Raw genomic sequence first — 20,287 nt, 5'->3', positions numbered from 1 at the left:
TGTTTCCGCCAATCCTGTAGCTACTCCACATGTCGATGAAGCCGATGACCGAAGCTGAAGCCGTCGCTCAGCTGCGCCGCTTTGTGGCAGCGCTTGAAGCAGGGGATCGCCGCACTGCCAACACCGCGGCGTTCGCCCTGATCGCCGCCCGGCCGCCGCTCGGCGACCGCTGGCAGCTCATTGCAAGGGTGATGCAGACCAATGGCGAAATCTCGGCCGCGAGCGCCGCCATGCAGTCCTTCGTCGACCATCATCGCGGGCACCCGCAGGTAGCTTACCTGCAGGCTGCCATGCTGGCGCAGTGCGGCCGGCTCGAACAGGCCTGGTCGGTCATCCGCAACGTGCCACCCTCGGTACCCGATCCTTCGCAGAACGGCTTCCTACGGGGCACCATAGCCCTGAACCTCGGGCTGACCGATCTGGCCGAAAGCATCCTTCAGGCAACGCTCGATGCCAACCCGGCACTCGGCCAAGCCATGCTCGCGCTGGTCTCTGCGCGCAAACGCAACTCGGGCGACCCGGTGGGCGAACGCATCCTCCAGTCCGCCCCTCTCATGCGCAGCGCTCCTGCGATCGAGCGGTCACATTTCCACTTTGCTGCCGGACGGGTCCATTTCGACCGGAACGAAACAGATGCAGCCTTCGACCATTTCGCTCAGGGCGCGGCTATCGCAAGTACCGAACGCCCTTACGAGGCGAAAGCCGATGCGCGAGAAGCTGAAGCCTGCCGCGACGGTTTCGACCGTGCGTTCGTCGCCGACATCAACGCCGGCATCACTATCGATACCAGCCAGCCCATCTTCGTCACCGGCCTGCCGCGCTCGGGCACGACGCTGGTCGAACAGATTCTCGTTAGCCATTCGGCGGTCTCAGGCGGGGAAGAACTGGGCCGCATGGCGATCCTTCAGCGCGATCTGGGTTCACTCGGTGCAGCGGGCCTCAACGCCTATCTCGCGAGAGGCGGCAAGGCTGATGATCTTGCAGCACTCTACCTCCACCTCGGGCAGGAGCGGTTCGGCCAGCAGGGGCGCTTCGTCGACAAGGCGCTCAATACCAGCCGCTTCATGGGCCTGATCGCGGCACTCCTGCCGCAAGCGCCAGTGATCTGGCTGCGCCGCGATCCCGTCGATTGCGCATGGTCCGCGTTCCGCACCTACTTCATCCACGGCCTTGACTGGTCATGGAAGCTTGAGGACATCGCCAGCCACTTCGCGCTGGAAGACCAGCTGTTCCAACACTGGTCGGAGATGTTCCCGGAGAGGATTCTCGTCGTCGATTACCAGACCCTTGTCCGTTCCCCGAAAACCGAGATCCCGCGCATCCTGCAGCATTGTCGGCTCGCCGCAGAGCCGCAGGTGTTCCGCCCACACGAAACCAAACGCGTTGTTTCAACGGCCAGCGCTATGCAGGTGCGCGAACCGATCAATACAGGCGCAATCGGCGCGGCGGATCCTTACCGCGCTCACTTGGCGCCGTTCATCAAGCGTTATTCCGCGATCACCGCGGCAGCACCCGCCACGCCTTGACCCCGCCAGCGGCCGGCATGGGCAACGGCTGGAGCCAGGGCGGAGTCCTGCCGGACATGAGGTGGGCAATGAACCCGTCAGGTGCCTTCTCCGCATAGAACCGCGCCTCGCTACCGCCGGGGCAAATCACCACCATGGCCGCCCCGCGTCGCGCCATGATCAGCCGCGCCGCTTCGTCCGGTCCCAGAAAAGCCTCGATCACATCGCGAATGGCGGTGTCTGCACGGTGGTGGGCCGTCGCGATGACCTTGTGCCGGGTCATGACCAGCAGGGTCGGCCCGATGTCGAGCCCCGTAAGCAGCGTCTGCGGGGGAATTGCTTCCAGTGCTGGCACGGCCTTGGAGAAATCGCAGCCAAGGGCCACCTCGCCCTGCGCCCGGCCTGCTGAAGCCTGTCCTACCGGGGCAAGCAGCCGCGCCGCCTGATCCACCAGCACGCCCGGCAAGAGCAGCGTGACCATTACCACCACCCTGCCCATGCGGCGGATCAGCAGGGAATCCTGCCGCCAGCGGGCGAACTGCTCTGCAACCTGCCAAGCCGCAGGCACGGTCGCAAAAAGACACGATACTCCCGATGCGCGCGCCACCAGCAGGCCGACCAGCGTCGCGCCAAGCAGCAGCAGCGCGTAGTCGAGCCAGAACAGCTGCGCCGCGCGGTCCGCCGCGCGCCTGAAAAGCCGCAGGCAGGCAATCAGGCCAAACAGCGGCAGCAGGATGATGGTTGCCGCAAAACCCGGCTCCTGCCGCCACACCGGCAGGCCCTCGAGCACGGAATCGAGCCATACCTTGCGCACCAGCGGATCGACCGAAGCGAAAGCGTCTCCAGCAAGGCAAAGGGGAGCCCAGACCGCAGCAATGCCGATAGCCCCTGCTCCGATCAGGCACACGGCAAGTAGGCTAACCAACGGCGGGCGGTCGCGTAGCTGCCGCAGGACGATCGCTACGCCGCCCCCCATCCACAGTAGCGCCGCGACATGGACAGGCGAAACGGCATCGCAATGCTGCGCCTGATCGGCAAGGCCCCGCGTTGCCAGGAACAGGGCAAGGCTCGCCACGGACAGGCTCAGCAGATACTTAATCAGCCACTCGCCCTGGCCTCGCCACAGGCGCAAGGTGCAAAGCCCGCCGACGATCACGGCCAGAGGCAGCGATTCGAGCGATATCGCCAGTGCCAATGCCAGCGCCGCTCCGGCCACGACCGCGCCCGTCCGGGGCGTAGAGGCGAACAGGCCGTTCAATGCAACCAGCCCAAGCACGAACTGCATGGCGTGGTGATCTATCCGCAACGGCATCATGCGGAAGGACGCCGGCACAGCTGCTGCCACCAGCAGGGCTGCGACGATACCGATGCGCGGGCCAAACTGTCTTGCCGCCAGCCGCGCCGCCAGCGCCATTGCCGCCAGAAGGTTCAGCAGCGGCACAATGACGATCGCTATGCTCTCTGCCAGCCCCTGCCCCAACAGCGGACGCAACAGCAGGATCATTGCCGCGATCGGGATGTCGACAACGCGGGTCCAGTGCATCGCCACGCCATCGGGCGGCGCAATGCGGTATTGGCGAAGGTCGAACCAGGCCTGCCCGCCCAGCAGGTCGCGGACCTGCTGCAGGCGCAGCGCATCATCGCCGTCGACGAAATTCGCCGGCGACAGCCTGCCACCGCTACCAACCAGCATCAGCAGGCTGATCGCAACCCAAGCCAGCAACACGCCGCGCCAGGGAATCGCAACGCTGCGCTCTCCCGGCGATTGGCCGGAATTGCGGTAGCTCACTGGAAGACAACCCGCTTTCTGAGCAGCCATGTCGTCATGAAGCTTGCCCCCACGGCGATAAGCTTCGACAAGCGCGAATCAAGACCGAGCGCGGCACCGGCTCCGACGATCAGGGTCGTCAGCGCCAGCCCGACAAGGGCCGAGCCAACGAACAGCGCTTTCTGCCGCGTGCGCGCGCCGCGCTCTGCGGCCACCGTATCGGTAAAGACCGTGCGACTCGAAAGCAGCCAGTGCGCTACTATGCCTAGCGAATAGCCGCTCGCCGAAGCGATCACCGGTGCAATCCCCACCGCCAGCAGGGCAAGGAACGAGCCGACGTCCACGGCCAGCGCCCCGACGCTGGCGAGCAGGTAGCGCAGGAGCACCACGCGGCGCAGGCGATCGATCATCGGCAGGATCGTCCCGGTCATCTGTGGCGGCACCGTTCGGTTCAGGCGGCCTTCGCCGCAGCCTTTTCAGGCACGATCCGCGCAGGAACGTCGCGAACCGATGCCAGTGCCGCTGCCTGGTCTTCGCTGGGTGCCACGCGCGCCGGCAGGGTTCCCTGCGATCCCTCGTTGCCCGCCTCGTGGTACTCGGCATCCTCGTTCACGCACCAGGTATCATAGATCCGCGCGCCCGCCGCAATATTTTCCACGGTCAACATCGCGGTCATCATCGCGTGGTCCTGGTTGTTGTAGCGGTGCATGCCATTGCGGCCCACCATGTGCAGTGTGGGATGGGCAGCTTCCAGTTCGGTGCGCATGGCGGCCACGTTGGCGGCATATTCGTCGTCATAGACCGGATAGGCCTTCTCCTGACGCACGACCACGCCGCCGATCACCTTTTCCGGGCTGACAAGTCCGAGGATCGCCATTTCCTGCTTGGCCAGTTCGATGAGTTTCTCGTCCGAGGAGTCCCACAGCGCGTCGCCCTCGAAACAGAAGTATTCCAGTCCGACGCAGGCCACGCTCTCGTCGGGCACCATTTCCGGCGACCACGAACGGAAGTTCTGGATGCGGCCGACCTTCACCTTGCTGTCGTGGATGTAGATCCAGTTGTCGGGGAACAGCTCCTCGGAACGGATCTTGAGCGCCACCGTCAGGAAGTCGCGATACTTGAGGCGACTGGCCTGGAGGGTCGTGGCGGGCAGCGGATGCAGGCGCGCGGCCAGCTCGCGCATCGGCGCCGAGCTGATGGCGTGGGCCGCCTCGATCACCACATCGCCATCTGGCCCCGTCGCAGACAGGCGCCATCCGCCCGCGCCATCGGCAGCAAGCTGCTTGAAGGCATGGCCCATCAGCACTTCACCCTTGCCACTGCCCACGATCCTGTCACGCGCGGCATCCCACATCATGCCGGGGCCCAGACGCGGATAGCGGAAGGTTTCGAGCAGGGTCTTGGTTTGCATGCCGTCGTTAGGGCGTCTGTTCAGGCCGAGACTGCGCTTCAGCCCGTCGATGACCGCCCCCCACAGCGACAGTCCCTTGATCCGCTGGGCAGCCCAGTCTGCGCTCATCTCGTCGCAGGGCATGCCCCAGACCTTCTCGGTGTAGGTCTTGAAGAAGATCGAATAGAGCTTCTGCCCGAACTGATTCACGGTCCAGTCCTCGAAGCTCTTTACATTGCGGTTCGGAAAGGCCTTGGCTTTTGCAAAGCTCGCCATGCACAGCGTCGATCGCACCAGGCCAAGGTTCCACAGCGCCTCGAACGCGCGCAGCGGGTACGAGTAGAACTTGCCCTCGTAATAGATCCGGCTCATCCGCGGGCGCTGGATGAAATCATCGGGCAGTATCTCGTTCCACAGATCGACGACCTGCTGGCTCTTGGAGAAGAAGCGGTGCCCGCCGATGTCGAAACGGTAGCCTTCATGCTCGACCGTCCGGCTTATGCCGCCGACATAGGTCTGGTCCTTTTCGATGATGGCGACGCTGAAACCCCGCTTGGTGAGGAGGTAGCCCGCCGTCAGCCCGGCTGGCCCCGCGCCGATGATCGCGACATCCACCTTGCGGCTGCCAGAACCGTTTGCGTGGCCATCGGCCGCCATCGTCCCGTTAACCATCAAAACCCCCGTTTCAACGCTTTTCGCGTGGGTCAGACGTGAAGGAAAATGGATAAGGGATGGTTAATGACGGCCGGTCATTCGGCAAAGATTTGCCGTTCCCAGTCAACCGCTGTCAGACGTTCCGCAGCCGTCCGTCGGAGTTGGGCATCGCAGGATCGCTGCCCTGCAAGGGCGCCGCGATCCGCGCGAGTTCGTCCATCTTGAAGGTCTGTTCGAAGAGAAGCCCGTAACGCGGGTGGCTGCGCCAGCGCACTTTCGCGTAGATCGGGGGCAGAACTTCCGTTTCCAGCCGGACGAGCTCGTTCATGAGAAGCCACTTGTCGCACTCGATGCACGCGCCCTGCTGCGAAATGTCCTGGAATGCGACATGTACTGCATCGCCTCCGGAATGCAGGATTGCATCAAGATGGATGCGCAGTCGGACCTGTCGCTTGGGGAAAGTTCCGTGGCTTTCGTCAAGCAGACGCTCGATCTCGATGTCGTTCAGGAAACGGAAGCCCGCGTATTCGCCTTCACTCCAGATCTGCTCGATCGGATAGCGATCGCCGTTGCTCATTTCGATGGCCAGCGATCCACAAGGGGGCAGCGGGTTGAACAAGCGGATCTTGAGGCCGCTCGTCGAAGCATCGCGGATGACACAGAGGAATTCGCGTTCGCCATCCAGAATCAACTTGGCGGCACGGATCAGCAGGGTGAAACGCGGCGCGGCGCGTTGTTCCGCTCCGGCTTCCGCGTCCTTAGGCACTTGATCGTCGTCTGCCTGGGCCAAGCCCGATCCCCCGTGCACGTGAAGCCGCGCCGGAGCGCACGCATGCCCCGGCAAGAATCAGTATTAGCACGTAATTCCTACCGCGGAGTTACCAAGCAAATTACGGAATGACTTGGATTTTTACAGACATGTAAACAAACGCTATAAATGTGTAGCCAAACTCGTCATCAAGTCCGGGCAAACAATTACAAAGCAAAGGATCATGGTGCGGACGGCGGGACTCGAACCCGCACGATCAAGGATCAAGGGATTTTAAGTCCCCGGCGTCTACCATTCCGCCACGTCCGCAACTGTTGGCAGGTCAGGTTAAGGCCCTGAATGCTGCAACTCGTGCAAGTCGCGCCTGCCACAGCACAAAGGGCGCGGCAACGCCTGTTGCCGCGCCCTTGCTGAATTTCCGGTCGAAAGCTCAGTCGGCGTTGAGCCGTTGCCGCATTTCCTTGCCTGCCTTGAAATAGGGCACGCGCTTGCCCGGTACTTCGACGGTCTCGCCGGTTCGCGGGTTGCGGCCCTTCCGGGCATCGCGTTCGCGCGTGGAGAACGCGCCGAAACCACGAAGTTCGACACGCCCACCATCGGCCAGTCGCTTGGCAATCTCATCGAAGAAAACGTCGACAACCCGTTCGATTTCTTCGCTGCGCATGCCAGGACTTTCCTTGGCGAGAGCCTGCAGCAGCTCCGATCTTATCATTCTTTCCCTCCGCCGAGCGACCATGCGGCCACACCCCGATTTTCTACGATCCCTGTGCCCAAACCCCCGTATGAGCACATTCTAACATCCTGCCACGCCCAACCGGTCATGACAATCGTTTCATATTACTCAAAGTGGCCAAAAATGGACCGTTTCAGGCGATTTCCGCTACGTCGGCCAGGCTGAGGCCGAGCAGGCGCATCCGCGCCGCGACTGCGGGCCATTCATCTTGCAGGAAAGATTCGCGCTCCCGCTGGCGCAAGGCTTCAACGGCACCGGGTGCTACGAACATCCCAACGCCGCGCTGGACAATCACCAAGCCTTCATCCTGAAACTGCTGATAGGCCTTGGCCACGGTCAGGGGATTGGCGCCCTGTTCGGCCGCATAGGCCCGTACCGACGGCAGCATGGCGCCCTCCGCATAGCGACCGTCAAGGATCGCCGCACAGATTTCGTCGCGAAGGCGGAGGTAGACCGGGCGGCTTGCCTGGCTGGTGTTCATGCCCATGGTGCCATAGTGCCATAATACAGCGCAGCACACAACGGCTCGTTGTGGCAGCTCTCCGGGCACGCTCCTGCCGCTTTGCGACATTGGTTGCGATTGAAAATAGTTTCTTGCCATCGCGACACGTGGCACTAAGGCGGAAATTTGCCGTGCGGGACAGGCGCGGCAGTGCAAAAAGCTCACACAGCAACGACGGGATCGCTCGCCGGCATGGCCCAAGAAGACACGAACTTCGCACGAACCACGACAACTGGCGAGTGGTTCGGCCATCCACCCCAATTGAAGCGCCTGTTCACGACCGAAATGTGGGAACGCTTCGGCTATTACGGCATGAGGGCGATTCTCACGCTCTATCTCGCCAAGCATTTTCTCTTCAACGATACCACCAGCACCGGCATCTACGGTGGCTTCACCGCACTCGTCTATCTTAGAGCCCGATTCAGAAGTTGATCAAATTTGACAGTATCTTGCGGTTCTGCGCGTGAGCATGCGGATTGAGGCGATGAGGGCCCATGCGGTGGATGACGCGATGGACCTTTCCCAATCCTTTGCCAGCCTTCGACAGCGCCCAAGCCAAGCGAAGGTTCGCTCGACAACCCATCGGCGCGGTAGCACCTCGAAGCCCTTGGCTTTGTCGGAACGCTTGATGATGTCGATAGTCCACTTGCCCATGCCGACAAGCGCGGATCGCAGTTTATCACCTGCATAGCCGCCGTCAGCGAAGACATGGCGTAACCATGGAAACCGCGTCCGGACGGCAGCCAGCACATCGACAGCACCATCGCGATCCTGAATGTCGGCGGCGTGGACGAGAATGAAGATCAGAAAGCCGCATGTGTCGGTCAGGATGTGTCGTTTGCGGCCTTTGACCTTCTTGCCTGCGTCAAACCCGGAAACTCCGCCACTTTCCGTGGTCTTCACCGATTGGCTGTCGATCACTCCAGCACTGGGCGAGGCTTCGCGTCCTTCGATTTCCCGCAGGTTCATAACCAGCACGGTGTTGATGGCCTCGAACAAACCGGCATTGCGCCAGGCGTAAAAGTAGCGCCGCACCGTCGACACCGGAGGGAAGCATTTGGGCAAGAGTCGCCACGCGCACCCACTCGCGGCTACATAAAGCAAAGCGTTGAGGACTTCGCGCATGTCTGCCGTTCGAGGTCGGCCTCCACGCCTTGCCGGAGGCACGAATGGCTCTGCCAGCGCCCACTCCGCATCCGTCATATCCGATGGATATCGCAATCCCTCCCGGCTATGCTCGCGCCGGGCAATACCAGTCCATGTCACCATTCACTCCATCTCTTCGCAAAGAGGCGTGAATCACAACATGCTGGTATTGCTCAACAACTTTCGGATCAGGTTCTTACCCCGCTGATCGGCGGGCTGATTGCTGATCGTTACCTGGGCTCCAAACGCTCGGTGAAATTCGGCGCGATCCTGATGGCGGTCGGCTATTTCATGCTCTGCTTCGGGGGCGAGGCGGCCAAGCCCTATGCCACGATCGAAGGCCAGCGGTATGACGTGACCGTCACCGAGACCGCCGGCAGCGAAGTCCGTTCGGTCGAAATGAGCGGCCAACGCCTCGAAATCGTCGGAAACGACGACAAGTCTGTCTCGCTCAAGACGGCTGACGGGGTCGAGGCAAAGCGCATCGCGCCTGGCGGATTCCAGTCGGACGGCGAACGCTCGCAGCTGCACATCGCGATACTGCTCGTCGGCCTCTCGCTGGTCACGGTCGGCAACGGCTTCTTCAAACCCAACATTTCCACAATAGTCGGCTCGCTCTATGCCGATGGTGACCGCCGCCGCGATGCCGGATTCACGATCTTTTACATGGGCATCAACCTGGGCTCGCTGATCTCGCAGTTCTTCTGCCCGATTCTCGCCGAATCCGTGGGCTGGTGGGCAGGATTTGGCCTTGCTGCCATCGGCATGACGTTGTCGTGGGTCCTGTTCCAGTTCGATGGCGGCAGGCTCGATGGCTATGGCGAGCGTCCCGCCGGGGCCGATCCGCGCAAGGACTGGCTCATCTACGGTACCGCGCTGGTCTGCGTGCCGCTGTTCTTCTTCCTGTTCACCAACCTGATGGCCTATGTCGCGCCAGAGCCGGGCAAGGGACTGCTCGGGTATCTCCTCGGCCTGCCGATCATGGGCAAGCTGATGTTCGGCACCTTTCTTCTCGCCGTTCCCGGCATCCTGATCTGGGCGCTGGCATCGGGCAGCCGCGTCGAATTCCAGATGATGGTCGCGGCCATGGTGCTGATCGTTTTCAACACCGTGTTCTGGACCCTGTTCGAGCAGGCCGGCTCTTCGCTGACCCTGTTTGCCGAGCGCAACACCGTGCTCGAAGTGGGCTGGACTCGCGGTCTTTTCGCGTTCTTCAACGCCTATCCGTTCACCTACTACCTGTTCTTCGCTCTCCTGCTGGGCGGACTGGGCTGGCTGCTCACCTGGTTCTTCGGCAATGGTGAACCGGCAGCAACCAGGCGCAAGATGGGTGCTGGCTTCGCCCTGGTGATGACGGCCGGCTTCATCGGCATGGTCTATGCCCGAGCCAGGGGCTTTGCCACCGATGAGGTCTACGTCATGCCCGCGGGCCAGACGCAGATCTTCAATGCCCTGTTCATCGTCGCGCTGGCGCCGGTGTTCGGCGCAATGTGGAATGCGATGGCCCGGCGCGGCGTCGAACCTTCGATCCCGGTCAAGTTCGCCCTGGCGCTAATGGGCGTGGGCGCGGGCTTCCTGCTGCTGGTGTGGGGCGCGCAGTTTGCCGATGCGCAGTTCAAGGTCGGACTCGTCTGGCTTGCTGGCCTGTACCTGGTCCACTCGATGGCCGAGCTGTGCATTTCGCCGGTGGGTCTGTCGATGATCACCAAGTTGTCCATGGCCCGCATCGTCGGCATGATGATGGGGGTGTGGTTCCTGTCGATCGCGGTGGCGCAGTACGTTGCCGGGATGGTCGCGCAGGTGGCCAGCGTCGAAACCGTCGGCGGCCAGGTCACCAATCTCAAGGTCAGCCTCGATACCTACGTGGGTGTCTTCACGACGATCGGCTGGATATCGATCGGCATCGGCGCCGTGCTTCTCGTCGTCGCGGTGCCGCTGAGGAAGCTGATGCACGGGGTGGCTTGATATTCTCCCTTATGGCGGGAACCGTTCGAACGTGAGAATGTTTCTGCAGGGGTTTGCTTTGGCCAACTTGAGAGTATCATCAGGGTAACGCGGGCGTTGGTCGAAAACGGCAACGGGGGCCGCGGATTGGGGGACAGTTCATGGATCATGCGTTGATCCAACTGATTGTGGCGACAACTGCTTTCGTTTTTTCGCATTTCGTGATGTCAGGGCCAATTCGTTCGCGCCTTCAGTCGATGATGGGCGCGCAAGGATTCCTGTTGTTCTATTCCTTGGTCTCGCTCTGCGCACTGGCCTGGGCGATCGTCACCTTTGACCGCGTCAAGGCGGGAACGCCGCTATGGGATGGCATGGCCGCCGGTGCCTGGGCGGTTGCCAGCCTGCTCACGATAACCGGCACGGCGTTCCTGCTGCCATCGTTCGTGCGCAATCCTGCGCTGGCCGGCAAGAATGCCGCCGGTGTCGGCACGTGGATTCCGGTCGGCGTATTCAGGATCACCCGGCATCCGATGATGTGGGGCATTTCGCTATGGGCGCTCGGTCACATCGTCGCTTCGCCGACGCCTCGTGTCCTTGTCTTCATGTCAGGCCTGATCGTGCTGGCGCTGCTCGGCTCGCACTTCCAGGACAAGCGCAAAGTCGCCCAGAACAAGCGCGAATTCCTGCCATGGCAGCGCCGCACCAGCTTCTGGCCCCGTCTGCAGGAACTCGGCGGCCTGCGCCTTTCCTGGGTCCTTGCCTTCTTCGTCTGGTTCATCGCCACGTGGCTGCACTACCACCTGTTCGGCATTCCTGCCGGGCTGTGGATGTGGATCGGCTGAACGTGCGATAATCCGCCGGCACGATGTGGTCGTGCCGGCCGCAACTCCTGCGTCAGGCCCGCGCTTCGTTCACGCCGGCAGAGTTGTGCCGCAGTGCCTTGAGCACGGTATCGACGATATGCGGCGCATTGAGGCCCGCGGTGTCGTACTGCTTGTCCGGCGCATCGTGGTCCTGGAATACGTCGGGAAGGCGCATCGTGCGGATCTTGAGGCCGCCATCGGTCAGCCCTTCGTCGCTCGCCATCGTCAGCACGTGTGCGCCAAGGCCGCCGACCGCGCCTTCCTCGATCGTCACGACAACCTCGTGCGTGGCCATCAACTGGCGGATCAGATCGGTGTCGAGCGGCTTGGCAAAGCGCAAGTCTGCAACCGTCGTCGAGAGCCCCTTGGCCTCGAGCTGGTCCGCCGCCTTCAATGCCTCGGCCAGACGGGTGCCGAGCGAAAGCAGCGCCACCTTCGAGCCCGAGCGCACGATGCGCCCCTTGCCGATCTGCAGCAGCTCCGGCTCGTCCGGCAGCGCCACGCCCGTGCCGTTGCCGCGCGGATAACGGAACGCGATCGGGCCGCTGTCATGGCGGGCGGCGGTATAGGTCATGTGGACCAGTTCCGCCTCGTCCGCCGCCGCCATCACCACCATGTTCGGCAGGGTGGCGAGGTAGGTGATGTCGAACGATCCGGCATGGGTAGCGCCATCGGCACCCACCAGCCCGGCGCGGTCGATGGCAAAGCGCACCGGCAGGTTCTGGATCGCCACGTCATGCACGACCTGGTCGAAAGCACGCTGCAGGAAGGTCGAATAGATCGCGCAGAACGGGCGCATGCCTTCTGCCGCCAGACCTGCCGCGAAAGTCACGGCGTGCTGCTCGGCAATGCCGACGTCGAAGGTGCGCGTCGGGTGCGCCTTGGCAAACTTGTCGACGCCCGTGCCGCTCGGCATGGCCGCCGTGATCGCGCAGATCGTCGGGTCGGTTTCCGCAAGCTTCGCCAGCGTCTCGCCGAACACGTTCTGGTAGGCCGGAGCACCGGGCTTGGCCTTGACCTGCTCACCGGTGACCACGTCGAACTTCTGCACCCCGTGGTACTTGTCCGCCGCCTGTTCGGCCGGGGCATAGCCCTTGCCCTTCTGCGTCACGACATGGACGAGGCATGGCCCTTCGGCCGCATCGCGCACGTTCTCCAGCACCGGGATCAGCTGGTCGATGTTGTGCCCGTCCAGCGGGCCGACATAGTAGAAGCCCAGCTCCTCGAACAGCGTCCCGCCCATGGCCATGCCCCGCGCGAACTCGTCGGTCTTGCGCGCGGCAGTGTGCAGCGGGCGCGGCAGCTTGCGCGAAAGCTTGCGCGCGATCTCGCGCAGGCCCAGGAACTGGCGCGAGGATACCAACCGCGCCAGATAGGCCGAAAGCCCGCCAACCGGCGGCGCGATCGACATGTCGTTGTCATTGAGGATGACGACAAGCCTGTTCCCCGCCTCGCCGGCGTTGTTCATCGCCTCGTAGGCCATCCCTGCGCTCATCGCGCCGTCGCCGATCACGGCAATGCCCTTGCCCGGACGGTTGCTCAGCTTGTTGGCAATGGCAAAGCCCAGCGCCGCCGAGATCGAGGTACTCGAGTGTGCAGTGCCGAACGGGTCGTATTCGCTTTCGCTGCGCTTGGTGAAGCCCGAAAGCCCGCCACCCTGCCGCAAGGTGCGGATGCGGTCGCGCCGGCCGGTGATGATCTTGTGCGGATAGGCCTGGTGGCCCACGTCCCACACCAGCTTGTCCTGCGGCGTGTTGAACACATAGTGGATCGCCACGGTCAGTTCGACCACGCCAAGGCCCGATCCGAGGTGTCCGCCGGTGGTGCCCACGGCAGAAATCATCTCGGTCCGCAATTCGTCCGAAAGCTGGCGAAGCTGCGAAGGTGCGAGCTTGCGTAGATCGTCTGGTGTCTTGACCGTGTCGAGCAGCGGCGTTGCCGGTTCTGAATTCATCCCTCCGCCCTTACACCGATGCTTTGGCGCTGTCGAACGGGATCATGTTGCCACGGCCTTCCCGAAGGTCCGTGGCGCGCGGCGCCCCAGCACGAGCGAGGATGCGATCAGCGCCACCGCCGCAATCACGAAGGCATAGCCCGGCGCTGCAAGATCCCCACTTTGCCCGATGTAGCGGGTGAGCAGCACGGGAGTCAGCCCGAAAGTTACCGCCACCACCAGGCCATAGCCGATGCCGACCAGCCCGGCGCGATGCCGCTTGGGCGTGATCTCGACAAAGGCGGCATAGGCAACCGCTGCCGAAACCGTCGCCATCAGCAGGAGCAAAGCCGCTGCAAGGGCAAGTTGTCCAAGCGACCCGCCCGCAATGCCCCAACGGAACAGCGGCAGCGAAACCAGCGCCGCCAGCACTGCGGTGACAAAGTTCACCTTCTGCCGCCCGACCCGGTCACCCAGCCAGCCACCGGCCAGCAGCCCGACGATCTGCGTGCCCGCCGCCGCCATCTGCAGCAGATAGCCGTTCGTCACCGGAATCTTGAGGAACGTCACTGCATATACGAACAGGAAATCCCCAGTCGCGCCCGCCAGCAGGAATCCGAACACGCCAAGCAGCGCCGCCGCATAGGCCGCAACATCAAGCTCCGTCACCACATTCGGCCCGGTCTCCGGCAAATGCAGCGTCTCGTCCAGCCGCCGCCGCAGAATGAAGGCCAGCGGCACTATCCCTGCACCGATCGCAAAGGCAATGCGCCAGCCATAGGCATCAAGCTCGGCCGGCGTCAGCCTGCTCGCCAGCACCAACCCGACAAGGCCGCTGCCCAGGACGCCGATGCGCATGGCGACCAGTTGCAGCGCCACCAGCATCCCGCGGCGCTCGGGCGGGGAGCTTTCGGCGAGGAACGCCGTGGTCGGCCCCACATCGCCGCCTGCCGCAAGCCCCTGCAGCAGCCGGAATGCCACCACGAGAATCGGCGCCCAGATGCCGATGCTCGCATAGCTTGGCGTCAGTGCCAGTCCGATTGCGCTGAAGCCCATCAGCGCGAATGTCGCCAGCATCGTCGGTCGGCGTCCCACCTTGTCACCCAGCAGTCCGAACAGGATCGCGCCCAGCGGCCGAGCGCCAAAGCCGGCACCCGCCGTCATCAGCGTCAGCAGCAGCGCACTGCCCGGCGCACCTGCGGGGAACATCACCCGCGAGACGTTCACCGCGAAGAAGCTGAAGCTCAGGAAATCGTAGAATTCCAGCGCATTTCCGGAAATGACGGCGGCGAACTGCTTCCGCGTCGGCAGGTGCCGTGGCTCTCTCGCCTGATCGTCCATGTCGCCCTCTCCCCCAATCAGGCAAACCAGCTTTCGCCGATCAATCCTCGCTGGCGCACTCCGCGCAATGGCCGCGAATCTCCACGACCGGTCGCACTTCGGCAAAGCCTGCTGCCTGCGCCGCCAGACGCAGCGCGCCCGTGAGCGCATCGTCATCGCTGTGCACGGCCTTGCCGCACAAGTCGCAGATCAGGAAGATGCAGTCATGCCGGCAGCCCGGATGCGTGTTGGCAACATAGGCATTGGCGCTTTCCACCCTGCGCGCCAGATTGGTGCGCACGAACAGGTCGAGAATGCGATAGACCGAATTGGCCGCCACGCGCTTGCCCCGCCGCGTGCCGACGCTCTCGGCGATGTCATAGGCCGAAGCCGGCTTTTCGTGCGCCGCCAGCGCCTCGAACACGTCGGCGCGCATTTCGGTCCACTGCTCTCCTGAGGCTGTCAGCGCTTCACGCGCGGCCTCGATCAGCTTGTCGCCTGCGAAATCGTGATGATGGTGCCCGGACATCGGTCCTAGATAGGCACGACCGCGCGCTCGCGCAAATCAGTTCCGCGTGAAGCCGACCTTGTAAAGATCAGGGAACAGTCGCTTGAGGTTGGCCACCTTCGGCGCGTCCCACCGCTTGATATAGCCGTGGTCGGGATTGTTGGCGGCAAAGTCCTGATGATAGCCTTCCGCCGGGTAGAACGCCTTGTAGGGCTCGATCGTGGTGACGATCGGCTGCTTCCACAGGCCGGACTTCTTCAACTGACCAAGATAGGCCGCAGCAACGCGCGCCTGTTCCTTGTCCATCGGCACCAGCGCATTGCGATACTGCGAGCCGTGGTCCGGCCCCTGGTAATTGAGCTGCGTCGGATCTGCCCCCACGGCAAAGAATACCCGCAAGAGCTGGTCGTAGCGGATCTTCGCGGGGTCATAGGTCACGCGCACCGCCTCCGCGTGGCCGGTCCGACCTGAGCCGACGACGTCGTAGATCGCCGTGTTCTTCGCGCCGCCGTGATAGCCCGAGACCACGCTGCTGACGCCCTTGAGATGGCTGAAAACCGCTTCGATTCCCCAGAAGCACCCGCCTGCGAAAACGGCGGTCTTCTTGCCCGCCGGCTCGTTTGCCTGCACCGTCGCCGCAGGCGTCGCCACCGCGCCTTCGGCCTGTGCGGGTTGCTGGCACGATGCGGTAAAGATCCCCACCGCCAGTGCTGCGGAGAGGATCGGGCGGCGCATCTTAATGCGAAGCCTGTTCGCTGGCGTGTTCAAGATCCGGCGTCGCCAGTGCGGTGGTTCCGGCCGAAATGCCCATGACAGCGGCACCCATCAGGAACCCGAAGGCAAGCGAACGGAAGAAATCAGGCTTGAACAGGCCCATGGCATTCGGCTTTCACAAATCGTCTTGGCGTCCCGAACGCGATGCCTCGAGTCGCCTGAATCTTTGGTGATCCCCTGCACAGGGTTTCGTTCAGGTGATGTGACAATCTATGAACCGTTCACCAGCTGCGACGAACCGTTAGTCGCGCAACTGCACCCATACCGGAGCGTGGTCGCTGGCCTTCTCGCGGCCACGGTATTCCTTGTCGACGCCTGCTGCCACGAGTCGGTCGGCCAGTTCGGGCGAGAGCAGGGCGTGATCGATGCGGAAGCCATGGTCGCGCTGCCAGGCACCGGCCTGGTAATCCCAGAACGTCCACACCCCGCCCTGCGGATTGAAGGTGTCGATCGCGTCGGTCCAGCCGTCGTTGAGCAGGCGGCGGTAGGCATCGCGTGATTCGGGCTGCATCAGCGCATCGCTGGCCATCGCCTTGACCGAGAAGGTGTCCTTGTCCTCGGGGATCACGTTGTAATCGCCGATCACCACTGCAGGCACGTCCTCAGCTGCAATCTCGGCCATCCGTTTGCGCAGGCGCTCCATCCAGCGGAGCTTGTAATCGAACTTCGGGCCTGGCTGCGGATTGCCGTTGGGCAGGTAGATGCACACCACGCGAATGCCGAAGACATCGGCCTCAAGATAGCGTGAATGCTCGTCCTCGGGCTCTCCGGCAAGACCGCGCTGCACTTCCACGGGCGCCTGCCCATCGGCGAGGATCGCCACGCCGTTGAAGCCCTTCTGCCCGTGCCAGATCGCGTGATAGCCAATCTTCTCGAACTCGGCGGCCGGAAAGCCCTCGTCCTGCGTCTTGATTTCCTGAAGGCAGGCAACCGAGGGCCGCGTTTCCTCCAGCCATTCGAGCAGGCGGGGAAGGCGGGCCTTGATCCCGTTGATGTTGAACGATGCGACCTTGATCATATCGCGAAGCTGGCGCCACAGCCGCATCCCGAAGCTGCTTGAGGATTGCTCACCCGGAACGCCGCGCCGCCAAGCGATTCCACGTATTCCACGACGCTGCCTTCCAGCAGCCCCAGGCTGACCTCGTCGACCACCAGCCGCACGCCGTCGGTCTCGGCGATCAGGTCGCCATCCTCTGGCGCCTCGGCCAGGCCGAACTTGTACTGGAAGCCCGAACAGCCCCCGCCTTCGACCGAAAGCCGCAGGATCGCGGGCTTGCCCTGCTTTTGCGCAATGGTGGCAACGCGAGCGGCGGCGCTCGGGGCGAGGGTGACCTGTGTTTCGCTCATGGCGCCAAGATAGGGGCGCAATGCCCAAACCTCAACGCCAGAAACCCAAGGTTAGGACCCTAGCGGTTCCGCTCGTCCTCGAGCCGGTCCTCGATCGATTCATCGTGGCCGGTCCCGCTGGACAGGAACACCAGCCCCATCAATGCCGCCATCAGCATGATCGTCAGCCAGACTCCCAATGCCGAGGCGATATAGAGGTGGATCGAGACGAAGCCGATCTGGATGTAGAGCACCGTGAGCACCACCCCGACGACGGCCGTGCTGAACAGCGCCATCCAGTTCATGATCTGCCGGTAACGGGCCCAGGCAAATCGTGCATTTTCAGGATCATCGAGCGGGGAATGTCCAGCCATGGCAAAGTCCTTTGGCGATCGAAGATGGTGCGCGCAACGGCTTTGACAATGGCCACCAAGATGGCATGATCCTTATGGGAGACCAGGCGGCCCGAAAAGACGCCCGAAGGCGCAAGTCGGCCGCATCACGCAGGAGGATGCCATGACGATTGCGCAAGTCATTCAGGGAAGAGGGGAAGTCTGGAGCGTGTCGGCCGACGCGCAGGTCTCCGACGCGATCGACATGCTCGCCCACCACCGCATCGGCGCCCTTCCGGTCAGCGATGGCGAGAGCGGCGTGGCGGGAATCTTTTCCGAACGCGACATGATCCGCTGCCTGCACAAGCATGGCGAGGCGGCGCTGCACATGAAGGTGCGCGACATGATGACGGCGCCCGTCGTCACCGTTTCACCGCAGACGTCGGTGATGGAGGCGCTGGCCCTGATGACCCAGCGCCGCTTCCGCCATCTCCCTGTCGTGGAAGGAAATCGCATGGTCGCCTTCGTCTCGATCGGTGATCTCGTTAAGCACCGGCTCGACAAGATCGAGGCTGAGGCGGACGCGATGCGGGTCTATATCCAGCAGGCCTGAAGCATTTCCAACTCACGGGGGCAGAACGGCAACTCCCCCCGAACTCACCCCCAACTCCCCCCTGACTCCGGGGCACTTTCGCCCTGCAAACGGGCATCTCGTATTTCACGTGAAACACTCTAGGCTTCCCTGATTGATAGGGAAATCCGACATGCACCTGACCCGCCGTTCGCTCCTCGCCGGAGCCGCCGCCGCGACTGCCTCGCTCTCGATCTCGATCCGCGCGCAAGTCCTCCCGCCCCCAGGCTTCGCCACGCCGACTGGCACCTTCCCGTTCGCACCGGAAGTCTATCGCGAGCGCCGGGCGAAACTGATGGCAACGCTCAAGGATGGCGTGGCAGTGATCCATGGTGCAGAGCGCGAACGGACCAGCGGGCCGGTGAGCCCGCCGTTCTATCAGTCCGGCGATTTTGCGTGGCTGACCGGCATCGTCGACGAACCCGGCGCGGTGCTGGTGCTTGCCCCGGCAGAGCGGACCTACAGGGAATTCCTGTTGCTGCCCTCGCGCGACGTGGAGACCGAGCGCTGGGATGTCGAGCGCCTGCCGCTGGGCTCGCTGATCGAACAACGCACGGGAATTCAGCGGGTAAGGCGCACTTCGGGGCTGGACGGCCTCGTCACGCAGCTCGCCGCGCGGAGCCGGACGCTGCATTTCATGGGGCCGATCACCAGCGCTTCGGCCCCGGTGCCGCCGGCGATGGAACTCTATGGCCGGGTGATGAGCCACGTTCCCGGCTGCACGATGAAGGACCAGAGTGCGCTGCTTCCTGCCCTGCGCACCGTCAAGGAATCGCGCGAGCTGGAGCTGATGCGCAAGGCATTGGCCGCGACGCAGGCCGGGCATCTCGCCGCGATGAAGGCGGTGCGCCCCGGCATGACCGAGCGCCAGCTGACCGCAGTGCTGGAAGACGGCTTCCGTCAAGGCGGAGGCGAAGGGCTTTCCTACGATTCGATCGTGGCGGCCGGCCGCAATGCCGCTTCGCTGCACTATGCCCATGGCAATGCCGTGATCGGTGCGCAGGACCTGGTGCTGATCGACGCCGCCGCCTCGGTCGGCAGTTACGCCTGCGATATCACGCGCACCTTCCCGGTCTCGGGCAGGTTCACCGCGCAGCAGCGCGCGGACTACGAACTGGTCATGGCGGCGCAGGATGCGGCGGCCAGGCTGCTGAAGCCGGGCGTGATCCACGAGGACATGACCGAAGCGGCCAGCGCGGTGTTCCGCAAGGCCGGGCGGATCGACGAGTTCACGCATGGCCTTGGCCACTTCGTCGGCCTCGATGTCCATGACGCGGGCGACTATGCCAAGCCGATCCCGGCGGGCGCGGTCATCACCATCGAACCGGGGCTCTACAACCAGCAGATGAACCAGGGCATCCGCATCGAGGACCTCTACCTCGTCACCCCCACCGGCTGCGAACGCCTGAGCACCGGCATCCCGCGCACCGTGGCCGAGATCGAAGCATTCATGGCGCGGTAGGCCCCGACCGTTCCGGCGCAAAAATCGGCACTCCCATTGTCCGATTCCGCTTGCGCCGCCCGCCCCTGTTGCCATGATCTGCGGTCAATAGGGGAGTTCCTGGGATGGGTGGGCTGCTGGCCCCCGAGAATCTGCCGTTTGCCGTGGCGCTGGCCCTGCTGGTGCTGCTGGTCATCGTGCAAGTTACGGGTATATCGGACTTTCTTGGCGACGCGGATGGGCATGATGCGGACCTTGACGCAGGTTCGGCGCTGGCCAGCGTGACCGGCTTGGGCGCGCTGCCGTTCATCGTCTGGCTATCGTTCTTCCTCGCGACCTTCGGGCTCGTCGGCCTGTCGCTGCAGGAACTGGTGACCTCGTTTTTCGGCGCTCCCTTCGGCCCCGGCGCGGCGACCGCGATGGGTCTTGTGGCGGCCTGGCCGGTCAACACCGTGGTGACCCGGCTGGCTGGCCGCGTCTGGCCGCATTACGAGACAACTGCCGTTCCGGTCGATGCGCTGCTCGGGCGCAAGGGCATCATCCACATCGGCCGCGCCACCCGTGGCAGCGCGGCGCGGGCGCAGGTGCGCGACGTGCACGGACAGCTCCACCTCGTCATGGTCGAACCGCACGAGGACAGCGCGATGCTCGGCGAGGGCTGCGAGGTGCTGCTCGTCCACCGCGAGGGCGAGACGTTCTACGCCGTGCCGGTCGATGGCCCGCTGCGCCTTGCCGACTGACCTTCCTT

The 20,287-nt window shown here is 63.6% G+C and carries 21 protein-coding genes, 1 tRNA gene and 1 pseudogene; 7 read left to right on the top strand and 16 right to left on the bottom strand.

Annotated elements, in window-relative coordinates; genetic code table 11:
- The first annotated feature begins 29 nt into the window (after nucleotides 1-29).
- Nucleotides 30-1,526, top strand: coding sequence for a tetratricopeptide repeat-containing sulfotransferase family protein (locus AC3WLM_RS08835; RefSeq protein ID WP_492477151.1), 1,497 nt, complete (start codon nucleotides 30-32; stop codon nucleotides 1,524-1,526).
- Here AC3WLM_RS08835 and AC3WLM_RS08830 read toward each other — a convergent pair.
- From AC3WLM_RS08830 to AC3WLM_RS08800, 7 genes are all read right to left on the bottom strand, one after another.
- Nucleotides 1,498-3,294, bottom strand: a complete 1,797-nt coding sequence (locus AC3WLM_RS08830; protein WP_492477150.1) for a hypothetical protein — start codon at nucleotides 3,292-3,294, stop codon at nucleotides 1,498-1,500. The genes AC3WLM_RS08835 and AC3WLM_RS08830 overlap by 29 nt on opposite strands.
- On the bottom strand, nucleotides 3,291-3,704 hold the full coding sequence (locus AC3WLM_RS08825; RefSeq protein WP_492477149.1) for a GtrA family protein: 414 nt from the start codon (nucleotides 3,702-3,704) through the stop codon (nucleotides 3,291-3,293). The genes AC3WLM_RS08830 and AC3WLM_RS08825 overlap by 4 nt, the downstream gene beginning before the upstream one ends.
- Before the next feature lie 20 nt (nucleotides 3,705-3,724).
- Nucleotides 3,725-5,335, bottom strand: coding sequence for an NAD(P)/FAD-dependent oxidoreductase (locus tag AC3WLM_RS08820; protein ID WP_492477148.1), 1,611 nt, complete (start codon nucleotides 5,333-5,335; stop codon nucleotides 3,725-3,727).
- A gap of 115 nt (nucleotides 5,336-5,450) precedes the next feature.
- Entirely contained in the window at nucleotides 5,451-6,107 is a 657-nt protein-coding gene (locus AC3WLM_RS08815) for a PilZ domain-containing protein (RefSeq protein WP_052242186.1), read from the bottom strand.
- 203 nt (nucleotides 6,108-6,310) lie between these two features.
- Nucleotides 6,311-6,395 (bottom strand) — tRNA-Leu (locus tag AC3WLM_RS08810).
- Between the two features lie 121 nt (nucleotides 6,396-6,516).
- Nucleotides 6,517-6,798: an integration host factor subunit beta gene (locus tag AC3WLM_RS08805; RefSeq protein ID WP_039333122.1), complete on the bottom strand. Its 282-nt coding sequence runs from the start codon at nucleotides 6,796-6,798 to the stop codon at nucleotides 6,517-6,519.
- Between the two features lie 154 nt (nucleotides 6,799-6,952).
- Nucleotides 6,953-7,300 carry a GntR family transcriptional regulator gene (locus AC3WLM_RS08800; RefSeq protein ID WP_039333345.1) on the bottom strand — a complete coding sequence of 116 codons (348 nt, stop codon included), beginning with the start codon at nucleotides 7,298-7,300 and terminating at the stop codon, nucleotides 6,953-6,955.
- 213 nt (nucleotides 7,301-7,513) lie between these two features.
- On the opposite strand from AC3WLM_RS08800, the pseudogene AC3WLM_RS08795 reads away from it, so the two are divergent.
- Nucleotides 7,514-7,732, top strand: a pseudogene (locus AC3WLM_RS08795) (peptide MFS transporter); the annotation flags it as partial.
- A gap of 21 nt (nucleotides 7,733-7,753) precedes the next feature.
- Here the strand turns inward: AC3WLM_RS08795 and AC3WLM_RS08790 are convergent.
- A complete protein-coding gene (locus AC3WLM_RS08790; RefSeq protein WP_226019834.1) occupies nucleotides 7,754-8,590 on the bottom strand; it encodes an IS5 family transposase in 837 nt (278 codons plus the stop codon).
- Between the two features lie 129 nt (nucleotides 8,591-8,719).
- On the opposite strand from AC3WLM_RS08790, the gene AC3WLM_RS08785 reads away from it, so the two are divergent.
- Nucleotides 8,720-10,432: a peptide MFS transporter gene (locus AC3WLM_RS08785; protein ID WP_492477147.1), complete on the top strand. Its 1,713-nt coding sequence runs from the start codon at nucleotides 8,720-8,722 to the stop codon at nucleotides 10,430-10,432.
- Between the two features lie 140 nt (nucleotides 10,433-10,572).
- A complete protein-coding gene (locus tag AC3WLM_RS08780; protein ID WP_492477146.1) occupies nucleotides 10,573-11,253 on the top strand; it encodes an NnrU family protein in 681 nt (226 codons plus the stop codon).
- Nucleotides 11,254-11,305: 52 nt separating this feature from the next.
- On the opposite strand, the gene dxs is transcribed toward AC3WLM_RS08780, so the two are convergent.
- From dxs to AC3WLM_RS08740, 8 genes are all read right to left on the bottom strand, one after another.
- Nucleotides 11,306-13,228, bottom strand: a complete 1,923-nt coding sequence (gene dxs / locus AC3WLM_RS08775) for a 1-deoxy-D-xylulose-5-phosphate synthase (protein ID WP_492477145.1) — start codon at nucleotides 13,226-13,228, stop codon at nucleotides 11,306-11,308.
- Nucleotides 13,229-13,270: 42 nt separating this feature from the next.
- Nucleotides 13,271-14,548 (bottom strand): MFS transporter, encoded by a 1,278-nt coding sequence (locus tag AC3WLM_RS08770; RefSeq protein ID WP_492477144.1) that lies wholly within the window; start codon nucleotides 14,546-14,548, stop codon nucleotides 13,271-13,273.
- Nucleotides 14,549-14,588: 40 nt separating this feature from the next.
- Nucleotides 14,589-15,056, bottom strand: a complete 468-nt coding sequence (locus AC3WLM_RS08765) for a Fur family transcriptional regulator (protein WP_039333131.1) — start codon at nucleotides 15,054-15,056, stop codon at nucleotides 14,589-14,591.
- A 36-nt stretch (nucleotides 15,057-15,092) separates the two neighbouring features.
- Nucleotides 15,093-15,770 carry a peptide-methionine (S)-S-oxide reductase MsrA gene (gene msrA / locus AC3WLM_RS08760; RefSeq protein ID WP_492477143.1) on the bottom strand — a complete coding sequence of 226 codons (678 nt, stop codon included), beginning with the start codon at nucleotides 15,768-15,770 and terminating at the stop codon, nucleotides 15,093-15,095.
- 1 nt (nucleotide 15,771) lies between these two features.
- Entirely contained in the window at nucleotides 15,772-15,912 is a 141-nt protein-coding gene (locus AC3WLM_RS08755) for a hypothetical protein (protein ID WP_156135735.1), read from the bottom strand.
- Nucleotides 15,913-16,050: 138 nt separating this feature from the next.
- Nucleotides 16,051-16,827: an exodeoxyribonuclease III gene (gene xth / locus AC3WLM_RS08750; RefSeq protein WP_492477142.1), complete on the bottom strand. Its 777-nt coding sequence runs from the start codon at nucleotides 16,825-16,827 to the stop codon at nucleotides 16,051-16,053.
- Nucleotides 16,824-17,156, bottom strand: a complete 333-nt coding sequence (locus tag AC3WLM_RS08745) for a HesB/IscA family protein (RefSeq protein WP_039333137.1) — start codon at nucleotides 17,154-17,156, stop codon at nucleotides 16,824-16,826. Before AC3WLM_RS08745 ends, xth begins: the two co-directional genes overlap by 4 nt.
- A 59-nt stretch (nucleotides 17,157-17,215) precedes the next feature.
- Nucleotides 17,216-17,509 (bottom strand): hypothetical protein, encoded by a 294-nt coding sequence (locus AC3WLM_RS08740; protein WP_039333139.1) that lies wholly within the window; start codon nucleotides 17,507-17,509, stop codon nucleotides 17,216-17,218.
- Between the two features lie 142 nt (nucleotides 17,510-17,651).
- On the opposite strand from AC3WLM_RS08740, the gene AC3WLM_RS08735 reads away from it, so the two are divergent.
- The 3 genes from AC3WLM_RS08735 (at nucleotide 17,652) to AC3WLM_RS08725 (ending at nucleotide 20,279) form a co-directional block, all read left to right on the top strand.
- The gene (locus AC3WLM_RS08735; protein WP_039333141.1) at nucleotides 17,652-18,080 is read left to right on the top strand and encodes a CBS domain-containing protein; all 429 of its coding nucleotides are present in this window, start codon (nucleotides 17,652-17,654) and stop codon (nucleotides 18,078-18,080) included.
- A 151-nt stretch (nucleotides 18,081-18,231) separates the two neighbouring features.
- Entirely contained in the window at nucleotides 18,232-19,560 is a 1,329-nt protein-coding gene (locus AC3WLM_RS08730) for an aminopeptidase P family protein (protein WP_492477141.1), read from the top strand.
- A 104-nt stretch (nucleotides 19,561-19,664) separates the two neighbouring features.
- A complete protein-coding gene (locus AC3WLM_RS08725) occupies nucleotides 19,665-20,279 on the top strand; it encodes an OB-fold-containig protein (protein ID WP_492477140.1) in 615 nt (204 codons plus the stop codon).
- Nucleotides 20,280-20,287: the final 8 nt, after the last annotated feature.

The organism is Novosphingobium sp. FW305-C-30-35 (genome assembly GCF_058783135.1).
This window is presented reverse-complemented; position numbering and strand designations above follow the sequence as displayed.

Excerpts from the sequence above, each read along its gene's own strand:
- AC3WLM_RS08835 (WP_492477151.1), top strand. The coding sequence starts at position 30 with ATGTCGATGAAGCCGATGACCGAAGCTGAAGCCGTCGCTCAGCTGCGC.
- AC3WLM_RS08825 (WP_492477149.1), bottom strand. The coding sequence starts at position 3,704 with ATGACCGGGACGATCCTGCCGATGATCGATCGCCTGCGCCGCGTGGTG.
- AC3WLM_RS08820 (WP_492477148.1), bottom strand. The coding sequence starts at position 5,335 with ATGGTTAACGGGACGATGGCGGCCGATGGCCACGCAAACGGTTCTGGC.
- AC3WLM_RS08805 (WP_039333122.1), bottom strand. The coding sequence starts at position 6,798 with ATGATAAGATCGGAGCTGCTGCAGGCTCTCGCCAAGGAAAGTCCTGGC.
- AC3WLM_RS08800 (WP_039333345.1), bottom strand. The coding sequence starts at position 7,300 with ATGAACACCAGCCAGGCAAGCCGCCCGGTCTACCTCCGCCTTCGCGAC.
- AC3WLM_RS08790 (WP_226019834.1), bottom strand. The coding sequence starts at position 8,590 with ATGGTGACATGGACTGGTATTGCCCGGCGCGAGCATAGCCGGGAGGGA.
- AC3WLM_RS08780 (WP_492477146.1), top strand. The coding sequence starts at position 10,573 with ATGGATCATGCGTTGATCCAACTGATTGTGGCGACAACTGCTTTCGTT.
- dxs (WP_492477145.1), bottom strand. The coding sequence starts at position 13,228 with ATGAATTCAGAACCGGCAACGCCGCTGCTCGACACGGTCAAGACACCA.
- AC3WLM_RS08770 (WP_492477144.1), bottom strand. The coding sequence starts at position 14,548 with ATGGACGATCAGGCGAGAGAGCCACGGCACCTGCCGACGCGGAAGCAG.
- AC3WLM_RS08765 (WP_039333131.1), bottom strand. The coding sequence starts at position 15,056 with ATGTCCGGGCACCATCATCACGATTTCGCAGGCGACAAGCTGATCGAG.
- msrA (WP_492477143.1), bottom strand. The coding sequence starts at position 15,770 with ATGCGCCGCCCGATCCTCTCCGCAGCACTGGCGGTGGGGATCTTTACC.
- AC3WLM_RS08755 (WP_156135735.1), bottom strand. The coding sequence starts at position 15,912 with ATGGGCCTGTTCAAGCCTGATTTCTTCCGTTCGCTTGCCTTCGGGTTC.
- xth (WP_492477142.1), bottom strand. The coding sequence starts at position 16,827 with ATGATCAAGGTCGCATCGTTCAACATCAACGGGATCAAGGCCCGCCTT.
- AC3WLM_RS08745 (WP_039333137.1), bottom strand. The coding sequence starts at position 17,156 with ATGAGCGAAACACAGGTCACCCTCGCCCCGAGCGCCGCCGCTCGCGTT.
- AC3WLM_RS08740 (WP_039333139.1), bottom strand. The coding sequence starts at position 17,509 with ATGGCTGGACATTCCCCGCTCGATGATCCTGAAAATGCACGATTTGCC.
- AC3WLM_RS08735 (WP_039333141.1), top strand. The coding sequence starts at position 17,652 with ATGACGATTGCGCAAGTCATTCAGGGAAGAGGGGAAGTCTGGAGCGTG.
- AC3WLM_RS08730 (WP_492477141.1), top strand. The coding sequence starts at position 18,232 with ATGCACCTGACCCGCCGTTCGCTCCTCGCCGGAGCCGCCGCCGCGACT.
- AC3WLM_RS08725 (WP_492477140.1), top strand. The coding sequence starts at position 19,665 with ATGGGTGGGCTGCTGGCCCCCGAGAATCTGCCGTTTGCCGTGGCGCTG.